The organism is Imperialibacter sp. EC-SDR9, from assembly GCF_902498805.1.
In the GTDB taxonomy this organism is placed as follows: Bacteria; Bacteroidota; Bacteroidia; order Cytophagales; family Cyclobacteriaceae; genus Imperialibacter.
Window position 1 is genome coordinate 12,762 of sequence record NZ_LR701607.1, and the last position, 11,753, is coordinate 24,514.

General features: G+C 47.5%; 12 protein-coding genes and 1 tRNA gene. 5 read left to right on the top strand and 8 right to left on the bottom strand.

Going from position 1 to position 11,753, the window contains the following annotated elements:
• Window positions 1-21 precede the first annotated feature (21 nt).
• Together GC130_RS22915 and GC130_RS22920 are read left to right on the top strand one after the other, a co-directional pair.
• The gene (locus GC130_RS22915) at window positions 22-792 is read left to right on the top strand and encodes an OmpA family protein (RefSeq protein WP_193217962.1); all 771 of its coding nucleotides are present in this window, start codon (window positions 22-24) and stop codon (window positions 790-792) included.
• Between the two features lie 50 nt (window positions 793-842).
• A tRNA-Leu gene (locus GC130_RS22920) sits at window positions 843-924 on the top strand.
• Here the strand turns inward: GC130_RS22920 and GC130_RS22925 are convergent.
• The 8 genes from GC130_RS22925 to GC130_RS22960 all read right to left on the bottom strand — a co-directional run bounded on the left by GC130_RS22925 (window position 925) and on the right by GC130_RS22960 (window position 9,148).
• The gene (locus GC130_RS22925; RefSeq protein ID WP_152000700.1) at window positions 925-1,641 is read right to left on the bottom strand and encodes a hypothetical protein; all 717 of its coding nucleotides are present in this window, start codon (window positions 1,639-1,641) and stop codon (window positions 925-927) included.
• Window positions 1,642-1,684: 43 nt separating this feature from the next.
• Window positions 1,685-2,437 carry a membrane or secreted protein gene (locus GC130_RS22930; protein WP_152000701.1) on the bottom strand — a complete coding sequence of 251 codons (753 nt, stop codon included), beginning with the start codon at window positions 2,435-2,437 and terminating at the stop codon, window positions 1,685-1,687.
• A 110-nt stretch (window positions 2,438-2,547) separates the two neighbouring features.
• Entirely contained in the window at window positions 2,548-3,672 is a 1,125-nt protein-coding gene (gene dnaN, locus GC130_RS22935; RefSeq protein WP_152000702.1) for a DNA polymerase III subunit beta, read from the bottom strand.
• A 466-nt stretch (window positions 3,673-4,138) separates the two neighbouring features.
• Window positions 4,139-5,077, bottom strand: a complete 939-nt coding sequence (locus tag GC130_RS22940) for a hypothetical protein (RefSeq protein ID WP_152000703.1) — start codon at window positions 5,075-5,077, stop codon at window positions 4,139-4,141.
• Window positions 5,070-6,767: a gliding motility-associated ABC transporter substrate-binding protein GldG gene (gldG, locus tag GC130_RS22945; protein ID WP_152000704.1), complete on the bottom strand. Its 1,698-nt coding sequence runs from the start codon at window positions 6,765-6,767 to the stop codon at window positions 5,070-5,072. The genes GC130_RS22940 and gldG overlap by 8 nt, the downstream gene beginning before the upstream one ends.
• Window positions 6,764-7,489 (bottom strand): gliding motility-associated ABC transporter permease subunit GldF, encoded by a 726-nt coding sequence (gene gldF / locus GC130_RS22950; RefSeq protein WP_152000705.1) that lies wholly within the window; start codon window positions 7,487-7,489, stop codon window positions 6,764-6,766. The genes gldG and gldF overlap by 4 nt, the downstream gene beginning before the upstream one ends.
• A 3-nt stretch (window positions 7,490-7,492) precedes the next feature.
• On the bottom strand, window positions 7,493-8,419 hold the full coding sequence (gldA, locus tag GC130_RS22955; RefSeq protein ID WP_152000706.1) for a gliding motility-associated ABC transporter ATP-binding subunit GldA: 927 nt from the start codon (window positions 8,417-8,419) through the stop codon (window positions 7,493-7,495).
• Window positions 8,420-8,443: 24 nt separating this feature from the next.
• Window positions 8,444-9,148 carry an SDR family oxidoreductase gene (locus GC130_RS22960; protein WP_152000707.1) on the bottom strand — a complete coding sequence of 235 codons (705 nt, stop codon included), beginning with the start codon at window positions 9,146-9,148 and terminating at the stop codon, window positions 8,444-8,446.
• 24 nt (window positions 9,149-9,172) lie between these two features.
• Here GC130_RS22960 and GC130_RS22965 point away from each other — a divergent pair, with 24 nt between their 5' ends.
• The 3 genes from GC130_RS22965 to GC130_RS22975 all read left to right on the top strand — a co-directional run bounded on the left by GC130_RS22965 (window position 9,173) and on the right by GC130_RS22975 (window position 11,734).
• The gene (locus GC130_RS22965; RefSeq protein ID WP_152000708.1) at window positions 9,173-10,258 is read left to right on the top strand and encodes an acyloxyacyl hydrolase; all 1,086 of its coding nucleotides are present in this window, start codon (window positions 9,173-9,175) and stop codon (window positions 10,256-10,258) included.
• Window positions 10,248-11,000: a GIN domain-containing protein gene (locus tag GC130_RS22970; RefSeq protein WP_152000709.1), complete on the top strand. Its 753-nt coding sequence runs from the start codon at window positions 10,248-10,250 to the stop codon at window positions 10,998-11,000. The genes GC130_RS22965 and GC130_RS22970 overlap by 11 nt, the downstream gene beginning before the upstream one ends.
• An 86-nt stretch (window positions 11,001-11,086) precedes the next feature.
• Window positions 11,087-11,734, top strand: coding sequence for a hemolysin III family protein (locus tag GC130_RS22975; RefSeq protein ID WP_152000710.1), 648 nt, complete (start codon window positions 11,087-11,089; stop codon window positions 11,732-11,734).
• Window positions 11,735-11,753: the final 19 nt, after the last annotated feature.

Genomic DNA, 11,753 nt, shown 5'->3' on the forward strand with positions numbered 1-11,753 from the left:
ACCTGTTCCTGCATGAAACCAATGTCCCAACTACTCGCTAGGGTAGCCGTGTGCTATTTGATTACTCTGAGCGTTTCACAAATTGCTGTGGCTAAAATCAGCCTGAAGACCTTCTCAGAAATAACAACGGCTTCCATCAACAACTCTGAAGAAGCGCCACCTGAAAACATCAAGCAAAATCCTAAGTTAACTTTGATAGTAGTCGACAGTGAAACAAAGAAAAACATCACTGCCAAAGTTAAAGTGCTCGACATGCTTAATAAAAAGGTGCTCCTTGCCAAAGAGCTTAGCGACACGCTTAAACTAAATCTTGCTGCAGGCGGAGACTATCGCATTGTCAGCAAAGCCGACAGCCATCTCTTTAACGAAGTAGAGTTCAATCTGGCAAAAGAAAACCTGGGGCCTGACATCAAAATAACGCTGGAACTAAGCCCTATTAAGGTTGGCATGAAGCTCCAGCTAAAAGAAGTTTTTTTTGAAACCAACTCGGCGAAAATGCTAGAAGAGTCTCTGGCAGAGATACAAGAGGTTTATGAGTTGCTGTGGGAGCACCCGAATCTGGTCGTTCAAATTGCAGCACATACGGACAATTCTGGCACTCACGATGATAACATGGAGCTTTCCGGTCGACGTGCACAAGCCATTGTTGAAGTGCTAAAGGACAAGGGCGTGCCCGAAAAAATGCTCGCAGCCAAAGGATATGGCGAAATGAAACCGCTCCTGCCTAATACCACCGAGGAGAACAAGCAAAAAAACCGACGGGTTGAGTTTATCGTGATTGATATTCTATAGACGCCATAGTACGGTTTTCATGTCGTTGTATTAATATTGTATTCTTAAATGCGGATGTGGTGAAATTGGTAGACACGCCAGATTCAGAGTCTGGTGCCGCAAGGTATGGAAGTTCGAGTCTTCTCATCCGCACTATTTTTTACTCCAAAGCTCGTAAAGCGGCAACCCCTGACTGCTTTTTCCTGTGTGAGTCCAGTTACTTCCCTCCAGCTTATACCTGAATCCAAGCGATTTACCGATCCTATCGTCCGCATTCGCATAAAATTCCAGACTCTCCACATAACCCGTCTGCGTGACAGAATAAGTGCCACCCGCCGTTGCCACAAACTTCCGGGAAATTGTGTCAAAGGCCACCCACTGGAAACGGGTGTCGGATAATATCTTGATGGTCTTTACTTTATAGTCAGTTCTGATTGTGTCGCCTGCTTCATTCCTATAAGCTGCGGCGTACCAAAGGCCAGCCATTTCGCTTTTACTGCCTGAGTCGATTCGCTTCCAATCGCCCAGCACCATGCCGTCCCGGGCCACCAGCTTATAGCCAGTCTCAGTCGGTTTTGCATGCAACACATGCTGTTTCCCTACCTGGTAGTGATCAGGAGAGTGGTACTCTATGGTCACCGACATTTTGCCGTCTTCCATCTTGTAGGTGCCTCCTGAAGTAGAAAGGAAATGATGATCTTTTGTCAGAAAGGAGGCTATAGTGAAGTACGTGTCGCTAACAATCAAAATCTGAGTGACAGGCCTCCCTTTGTCGACACTTTCGCTCATCCAGGCACCAACATATTCTTCATTGGCCAGGATTCCAGTGGGCGCATCAGGCGAGCTTTGCCATGAAAAAAAAACCGGCAAAACCAGCCAATATAAGATGCTCAAAAACTGCATCGGAGAGCAATCACCTCTTAGACCACACCTCGTAAATCGGGTCGCCTTTGCTGCTGAGTCCACTGTGGTGCCAGGCACCCTCCTTCAGCGAATAATCGAACTGCAAAGCAGCTCCTACCCTTGTATTGTCTCTGGAGAAAAACTCTATGTTTTCAGTGTACTTTCCACCTTTGGTGGTGTAATTGCCTCCACCGGTGCCGAAAAACTCTCCAGTAGAAGTGTTGAAGGCGATCCACTGGAAACGTGTGCCTGAAAGGATTTTCATTGTTTTACGAGGGCCACTGGTGTCTCTGTTGGCGATGCTGCCATCATCCGCCTTGCGGCCTGACATCAGCCACGGGCCTGCCAGAGCACCTGGCTTTCCCTTATCTACATTGGTAAAGGCATAATAAATCGAGCCGTCTGAGCTGCTCACTGTAAAACCTTCTTTGGTTTCTTTCAAATTCAGCGTTGTTGGCTGGCCAACAGAAGAAGGATCTGAGCTATTGAACTCCAAAGTGACTGATAGTGAGTTGTCAGTGTTAGAATAGCTACCTCCCAGCGTGGTGATAAAGGAGCCATCGGCCTCTGCATAGGTAGCCATGGAAAAGTATCCGTCGGTCATGACAAGCATATGTTTGGCAGGCTTGCCACTAACGGTAGCGGTGCTGCTCCAGGCTCCTGAAAGATCCAGCTCTCGAAATGAGTCAGCCTTGGTAAATGAAAGATTGATAGTGCCCGCCAAACCTATGCAAGCCATTACGAGTAAAGTGCGTCTTTTCATGGGTATTTGTTTGAGTTTATTACTCAAATTAATGAAAAACAATGACACACTAAAGCATCAGCAGAGGCTACTTACAGTAAAAGATATGACCGGTATAAAACGAGGTTCGCTTACACGTAATTGTTGAGCATTACCGGCATTACAAGCATGAGGAGGTCTTCATTCTCATCCTTGTCTACCGGCACCAATAAGCCTGCTTTGTTGGCAGCCTGAAGTTTAAACGAAATCTTTTTCGACTCCAGGTTACTCAACATCTGAATGAGGAACTGAGCATTGAATCCGATTTCAATATCTTCTCCGTCGTGCTCACATGAAAGTCTTTCGTTGGCTTCATTGGAAAAGTCCAGGTCTTCAGCCGAAATCATCAGCTCACTGCCAGTGATTTTAATCCTTACCTGGTGAGTGGTTTTGTTGGCATAAATCGCAATCCGCTTCATGGAGCTAAGGAACTCCAGGCGGTCGATGGTCATGATGTTATTGTTTTCCGCCGGGATCACATTGTCGTAGTCTGGGAAGCGCTCATCAATGAGTCGGCAAATCATCTTAACATGATCAAACTTGAAGTAGGCGTTTGACACGTTGAACTCCACACTTACGTTGGTGTTTGCCACCGGCAAAGTTGTTTTCAGCAGGTTCAAAGCCTTTCTCGGGATGATCATTGAGTTGGTTACATCCGCAGCCACATCCACCCTGCGGTAGCGCACCAGGCGGTGACCATCAGTGGCTACAAAAGTGGTGTTGGTTTCGTCAAGCTTAATGTATACACCCGTCATGGCAGGACGAAGCTCGTCGTTGCTGGTAGCGAAGAAAGTATTGTTAATGGCTGTTGAAAGCACGTCAGAAGATATATTCACAGAAAAACCATTGGTTACTTCCGGCACCTTAGGGAAGTCGGTGGCGTTTTCGCCTGAAAGTTTGTAGCGCCCGTTGTCGGAGCTGATCTCGATGCTGTAGGTGTCTTCGTCAACAGAAATGGTTACTGGCTGCTCAGGGAGGTTAGAAAGGGTTTCCAGCAAAATCTTAGCCGGAACAGCGATGCTGCCATTTTCTTTGGCCTCCACTTCTATTTCGGTGATCATAGAAGTTTGCAGATCCGAAGCCGTCACTTTCAAGGTTCCGTCGGTAATCTCAAATAGAAAGTTTTCAAGGATAGGTACTACCGGATTAGTGGTAATCACTCCCTTGATAGCTGATAGTTGTTTGAGTAGATATGATGACGAAACAATGAATTTCATAGAATTTCTGTATTGTAAGGTAAGATTGTTAACCCGGCAAAGTTATAACAAAAATTAGATTTGAGGGTAATAAAATGCTATTCCAGTCATCGTTGTCTGGGGAAATTTTACTTCCATAAAAAAAGTGCTTAATCAAGTTGTAAAACCGCTTTTATCAGATTCCCGAAGAAGGAGGTCTGATTCAGTTTAAAGGATACAATTTACCCTAGATAAATTTGTCAGAGACAACCCTTTTGTCCTAAAGCCGGACTGGCTGTTACTTTTCCTTGATGAAAAGTAACCAAAAATCATCGAAAAATTAACGCAAAGGCCAATTGCCCGCACCCTTCCGCCATTTTTCTCCCGCCCTCCTTAATTGGGCACGATGCGCTAAAAGGATTTGATTTCCTTGAAGCCTTCATCCCTCAAAAATTGAGAAGAGACATTACTTTGTTCCAGTTTTTAACCAGGAAACAGGCAATCTGGTCTAATTTTCAGGCCTCAAATCATCCAGAGAAATCAATAGCGAACGCACCCGGCCGGCATCGCAAACAGAGTAGTTTCCCTCCGCATCCTTTAGCAGCACATAGGGTTGATCTGCTGGGCCGGGGTAGACATCAAGCTCCGTATTCTTCGCAGCGTCAATGTCCCTCAACCTGATAGTTGCCACAGGCATTGCGTCCATCAAGCTGTCGTAAACAGGGATTTGCCCTTCGCTGATGAACTCATTGGTAAAAAAAGATTCGTACTGCTGGATGTAGTTTTCCAGCACGAGGGTGTCTGCTTCTGGCAAGTCAACCACTTTCAGGGTGGTCTTATCAAAGGCAATGGTTACATCTTCCTTCTGGTCATCGGCATAGTCGACTGTTAAAGACTGGATTGAGCGCCAGTCGCTGGAAAACAGCAGCCTGTTGCGCCACTGGTTTTCAGTGAATTCAAAGATGCCGGAGACATAGTTGGGATAGCCGGGCAGTTCCACCTGATACACCTTGCTGTCACCAGCCAAAGTGAAGTAAGATTCGGTTTTCGAGGGGTTGCCTGTAGCGGTGAACTCTGCGAGCACACCTTGCTCCCCGCTAACAATTACTTTTCTGCCTGTGGCCATCCACTGCCTTACTTCAGCCAGCTGACTTGGCCCCACTTCTCTTTTCACCCTCACCAGCTTCAGCACTCCCACCAGGAAATTTCGGATAGATCGATCAACTTTGTACTTGTCATTGACCAGCCACTTATCGTTCGCTTTGCTCAATACCACACTATTTTCAGGCGAAATCATCTCAATGCGTGAGATTTTGGTCGTGTCGGATAGCTCCAGTAAATCGTATCCTACAATGGATGTTTCGGATGGACGGCCAGCCCACCATGTGCCGGCAATTAGCAGCAACAAAACGCCCAGAGAGATAAGTAGTGTGGTGTTTTTATGCATGGCCTTGGAACCTGGTGTATTTTCTCTTTCTTAGGAACATTTTAGCGATACCGAAGAGCAGCAAAAGCACCAAAGGTCCTGCCAGATTCAGCACCTGCCAGAATGTGCGGCTTTCATCTATCTTCTGCTTGTCCAGCGGTCGTATCTTCACTTCACGGTTTCTGGCCAAAATCAATCCATCATCGTCCATGAGGTACTCAAGGGCATTCACAATGAAGTCTTTGTTGGCATACACTTTTTGAGAAATGGGGTCGATACCCAGCTCCATTGGCTGCCCGTTTTCAGGGTTCAGCTCATTGCGAATGAAATCGCCATCTGCTACCACTACTATTTTTGAGGGTACACCTTTTTCCCTGAAACCGGTTTTATTGACTCCTCTTGGCAGTGTTCTGTTTCTGTAAAGTGAGCTAAATGGCCCCTCCAGCAAATAGGCCACAGGCTGACTACCCTGATTGAAAGTTTCAGGATTGATGCCTCCCCGGATATCGTTGAGGTTGACCCTGACGGGTGATGACAGCACCCTCGATCTTTCGGAAGTAAACATCAAAGGCGTCTTCACTATGCCATCGGCCTTTACCGTGTCGATAGTAGACGTGAATCGGAAAATGACAGCGTCCAGGTTTTTGACCACAGGGTGATCAGAGAAACGGTTAACTTCGGGAAAAAACGGCCAGGGGATCAATTTCACTTGAGGCTGGTCGCCCACCATGCCATCGATGACCAGAAACTCACCGCAACTTAAATCTTGCACAAAGTCCTGGTTGATGCGGGCCCCGTAGTTGAAAAGCAGATCGGTAAGGTTGTGTTCAATTGGAAAAGCGATGGTGCCTGCTCCCTCCGCCCCTGCCATGTCGACGCTGAGCGCATCAATGAAAAACAGCAGCTTGCCTCCACTCATGACGTACTGATCGAGCAGGTATTTTTCATTTTCGCTAAACTCTACCGAGGGTTTTGCCACAACAATGGCATCGAAGCCAGCCAATGGTTGCACCTGACTGGCCAGCTGTATGGCACTCACCTCATACTTTTCCATCAACAACGACTGGAAACCAGCCAGCGCCAGTGTGTCAATGGAGTAATGATCAACGACCACCCCTACCCTCTTTCTGTCGTTGTTTACTAGCTGTTTGATGGCATAGGCCAGATTGTATTCCACCCCTTCTATCGACTGATTGAGCAGTTCCTCGTTGCCGTCGCCTTTGTTGCCTTTGAGCAGCATCACACCAGCTTCTAGACCTCCGTAGGAAATCAGTGCACCGGGATACAACCGACGACGGACAGTATTGCCGTCTTTGGTATAGCTCAGGTCGGTGGGCTGAATGCCTTTAGCGCTCAACTCCATCATCATTTTTTCTTGCGCCTGACGAGAACCACCTGCCACTGGATTCTTGAAAGTGAACTCCAGGTTTTTACCGCCATACACGCTGAACTCTTCCAACGTCTCCCTGATCGATTTCTGAAGCCTTTTCAGGTTGGAAGGCAGCTCTCCTTCGAGATACACCTCCACATACACCACCTCGTCGAGGTTACGCAACAGTTCTTTGGTGGGCTCAGAAATAGAATACCTTCCTTCCTCGGTCAGGTCAATGCGCACCGGCCAGGTTTCAGCCAGCATATTCACCCAAACAACCAGAAAAAGGCCATTGAGCAATATCAACCATCGGGTCATCTGTCTGCTTTTCCAGTTCATATCCGTTGGTTGAGTTTAAGCCTGGTGATAAGCAGAAAGATGAAAATCACACTTAGGAAATAAACAATATCCCGGGAGTCGAGCAGGCCCTTGCTTAGCGAGTTGTAATGCGTAAGCATGCCCAGCTGCTCAAGGAACAATGAATAGCTGCCCCACACGTTGATGGCGGCGATAGATGTGAAGCCAGTAAAAAGGAAGAAGCAGAGGAACACTGCCAGTATAAAAGCAATGATTTGGTTTTCTGACAACGACGATGCCATTAAACCAATCGATGTGAAAGCGGCCCCCAACAAAACCAAACCAACATAAGACCCCAGAATGCCAGCGGTGTCGAGGTTACCCGGCGGATTGCCCAGCGACGAAATAGAGAAATAGTACAGGGCCGTGGGCAGCAAAGTAAAGACAACGAGAAAGAGGCCTGCCAGGTATTTGCCGCCTATAATCTGCACTTCAGAAAGCGGCCGGGTCAGCAGCAACTCAAGCGTCCCTCCCTTTTTCTCCTCTGCAAAAAGCCGCATAGTAATAGCAGGAATTAGAAACATCAGCACATAGGGCCCGAGGCTGAACAGCGTTTCCATGTCGGCATATCCATAGTCGAGCACGCTGGTTTCGGGAAACACCCACATGAGCAGGCCAATGCCCGTAAGGAACACGGCAATGACCACATAGGCGATGAGGGAATTGAGGAAGCTATTGACTTCTTTGCTGAAAACTGTCCACATAGGCTAAGAAACAGTTTCTTGTGTGAGTTCCTTAAATATATTTTCCAGAGAGTTCTCCTCTTGCTGGATGCCCAACAGCGGCCAGCTATTTTCACCCGCCAGCTTGAGCAGCGACGGTCGAATGTCCTTGTCGGCATCGATTGTAAGCCGAATCTTCCTGGCGTCGATGGTCTCTATATTGACTACTTCTTTCATTTCATCCAACCCGGCAAAGCTGCTCATTTCGTCCGAAAACTCCAGCACCACAAAGGTTTGTCCTTTGGCCTGCTTACCCAGCTCTTTCACCGTACTGTCGGCCACTTTTTTGCCCTTATTGATAATGATGACCCTTTCGCAGATGGCAGTTACCTCCTGCATGATGTGGGTAGAAAACACGACTGTCTTTTCTTTTCCTATCTCTTTGATCACCTGGCGGATTTCCAGGATTTGGTTAGGGTCAAGGCCGGTGGTCGGTTCATCGAGGATAAGTACCGGCGGATTGTGGATGAGTGCCTGCGCTAAGCCCACCCGCTGGCGGTAACCTTTGGAAAGCTGGCCGATCAGTTTGTTTTGCTCTACGCCAAGTCCGCACAGGTCAATCATTTCCTTTACCCGATTGGAGAGGGCATTGCCTTTGATTTTATGCACCTGGCCAATGAAGGCTAGGTACTCATGCACGTACATGTCGAGATAGAGCGGGTTGTGCTCGGGCAGGTAGCCCACGTGGTTGCGCACTTCAGCCGATTGGGTTTCCACGTCGTAACCAGCCACGGAAATCGTTCCTTCCGTCGGAACAAAATAAGTGGTAGCCATTTTCATGGTGGTAGACTTGCCAGCACCATTGGGGCCTAAAAACCCGAGAATTTCTCCTTTCTTAGCCGAAAAAGAAAGATGATCAACCGCTCTCTGAGCGCCGAAAACCTTACTTACATTTTGTACCTCTAGCGACATATCCTGAATGCAACCCCAAAAATATTATTTTTTAGGCTTTCCTTGTGGTCTTAAGGGTCTTAATTCAATATCGCCTGGTAAGTAATTTGGGTGGGTGTCCAATAACTCAACTACCGACTTGGCAATATCCTCAGGCCGCATCATGTTTTCAGGTGGTGTAGAGGTATGTCTGCCTTCGAAGAAATGGGTATTGGTCGAGCCCGGATATACCCCGGTGACCTTGATCCCAAAGTCCCGGAGCTCCATCATCATGGAATGTGTGAGTCCGGTTACCGCATGTTTGGTAGCACTGTAGGCTGCGTACCCTTTCACCCCATTGAGCCCGGCAATAGAGGAAATATTAATGATATGGCCGAAGTCGTTTGTTTTCATTTGCGGCACCAGCAACCTGGAGATGTAGAAGATGCTGTCGACATTAGTGCGAAACATTGTCTGCCAGTCTTCTGGCTTGGTGTCTTCAAAAGCCGAAGGAATGCCGAGTCCGGCGTTGTTGATCAGAAAGTCGATAGTGGTACCGAACTTTGCCACTGTGGCCTTGTAGGCAGCTTCAATCGACTCGACCGATTGCACATCGGCTTCAATAAATTGAAAGTCGTTGTCTGAAATTCCGGGGTCTGTTCTGCTCCAGCCAGCCACCTTCACTCCCCTCTCTAAAAGTTCCTCTACAATGGCAAGACCTATTCCCTTGCTCGCTCCTGTTACAATTGCCGTTTTACCTTTCAAAACCATACTTTTGAGTCTTTCACTTGTTCGATGCGCTATACGCTTGCAATAATCTTTATTTTCAATCTACTATCAAATGTTTTCGGACAAAGCATTAGTTCCATCGCAGCATCACAAAGTATTGAATTGACCGGTGAGCACGGCGCCTTCTTTTTCAATAAAAAAATCCCTCACCTGACCAACACCTCCCTTAGCGGCTTTAGCCTCAGTTATCAAAAAACACCCATTCCTTTATATAATTGGGCCAACACACCCAAACACTTTGCCTTCCATGCAAAATTGACTTATCTCGACTTCCACAATAAAAACCTGGGTAAGGCCGTCGGCTTGCAGGCCTTCCTCGACATACCTATCATCCAATCTGGAAAATCTACGTTTTACGCCAACACAGGCGTAGGGCTGCTCTACTCCGGCTCTCATTTCAGCATAAAAGAAAGCAATCTCAACTTTGCCATCGGCGCTCCGCTTAGCTACAAAATCAACTTTGGTGTTGGCTTCAAAAGACACTGGGGCCAGAGGTGGTACAGCCGGGCGGAACTGTCCTTCATGCACATTTCGAACGGAGGCATTAGGGTTCCGAACCTGGGACTGAATAGTGCACAAATGGCCGTTGGGGCTGGCTACGTTTTTTCACAAAAAGAAAAGGGGTTTGAAGCGCCTAAACCTGGCCTGCAGCTGGTAAAAAAAAGCCATTGGCTTCTTCAGCTTGGTGGGGGACTGAGGCAACCGGAGTGGCTTCTTGCAAAAAAGTATGCGCTGGTTTACCTCGGGGTTCTGAGAGAAAGGTTGTTTTTTGAAAAAGTCTATCTTGGCATAGGCGTCGACTACTTCTATGATTGGGCGACGAAGTATGAGGTGAACACAGGAATTGTGACGGGAAACAGCCTTCAGTACAGAGTAGGCATCCACGCTCAGCAAGAATGGCTGTTTGGGCGAATAGGCTTGCAGGCAGGGCTTGGCTACCATGTGGTGAAGCAAACAGCCGACCCCGACTGGTACCAGAAGGCAGGGCTGAAATTCCATATCAACGACAAGTTCTCGGTGGCCAGTCACCTGATTGTCAGGAATTTCAAGGGATCTTACGCAGTAATTTGGGGAGGTGCCTATGCGTTTTAGTAGTAGACACATCTTGCAGTTACTAATGATGACGCTTGGTGGACTAACCGGGTCAGCCTGTCAGGATGGGTTTGTTGATCGGTGCTTTGAAAAATACGGCAGGGAGATAGTAGAGGAGATAGAATTGAAGAAGTTCACCAGCCTGGAGATCATGGATGACATTGAAGTAGAGCTGGTAAGCGGCGCCTTTCAACAGGTAGTACTTACTACTTATGAAGAGTTGCTGCCCAACGTGGTGTTTACAGAAATTGACCAGGGTTATCAGGTGGAGAACACAACGACTTGCCTTTGGAACAGCCACTATAAGAGCCCAAAGCTGACGATTTCTTCGCCTGACCTGAACTTCATTGTTCACCGAAGCACCAGCCCGATGTACAGCAAAGACACCATACAGCTCAACCGGCTTTGGCTGGCTATCCATCTCAGCTATACTGAGATTAACCTCACCATAAAAACAGGTGGATTTGTGCTGAGAAACTACGGCAAGTCCAACGTAAAAATTAGTGGCGCCAGCGACTACGCCGACCTGTTTGTCAACCAGCAGGTGTCGTTGGTTGACTGTAGCCAGCTTAAGGCAAAGGTGGTGGTGGTGGAGCACGAAGGACTGAACGATATGAAAGTGTTTCCCACAGACACGCTGAGAGGTACAATGAGCGGCTATGGAAATCTTATCTATTTCAATGAGCCAAAAGCAATTAAGGTAAGAATCAGCGGCACCGGAAAACTTCTCTCTTATGATTAAAGAGGTTGCTCTGATTTTCTGCACGAAGCAACCTCTTTAATGACTACATTGGGGCACTTTTCGTGGCCATAAACTATTAGTAAACTATGGAAGCTTCAGCACATCGACCGCAAACCCTCAAAGAGGAAATAGCCAATAGCCTCACGCACGGCATCGGCATCCTCTTCAGCGTGGTGGCCATCTCCTTGTTAGTCACTTTCTCGGTCTTAAATGGCTCAGCCATTCATGTGGTGAGCAGCAGCATTTTTGCAGGGTCGTTTCTCTTGCTCTACACCTTTTCGACGCTCTATCACGCCTTTCAGCACGAGCAGGTGAAAAGACTCCTCCGCACGTTCGACCACATCAGCATTTATATTCTGATTGCGGGCACCTACACACCTTTTCTTTTATTGGGAGTAGGCGGAGCACTCGGATGGGTGTTTTTCGGAATCATCTGGCTGCTGGCCGTGCTGGGCATCATCTTTAAGGTGTACTACCAGTACCGTTTTCCCAAGGCATCGCTGATATTTTACCTGGGCATGGGATGGATGGGTGTTTTTCTTATCAAACCACTTTTCGCTTCGCTCGACGCCACCGTTTTGTCATTGATTCTTGGCGGCGGCGTGAGTTATACCCTTGGCACCATCTTTTTTGTGCAAAAGAAAATGATGTATGCCCACGCAATCTGGCATTTGTTTGTGCTTGGAGGCACCATCACTCATTTTATTGCTATGATGTTTTTGCTGCAGGCGTAGTTAGATTGGGATTTCTGAT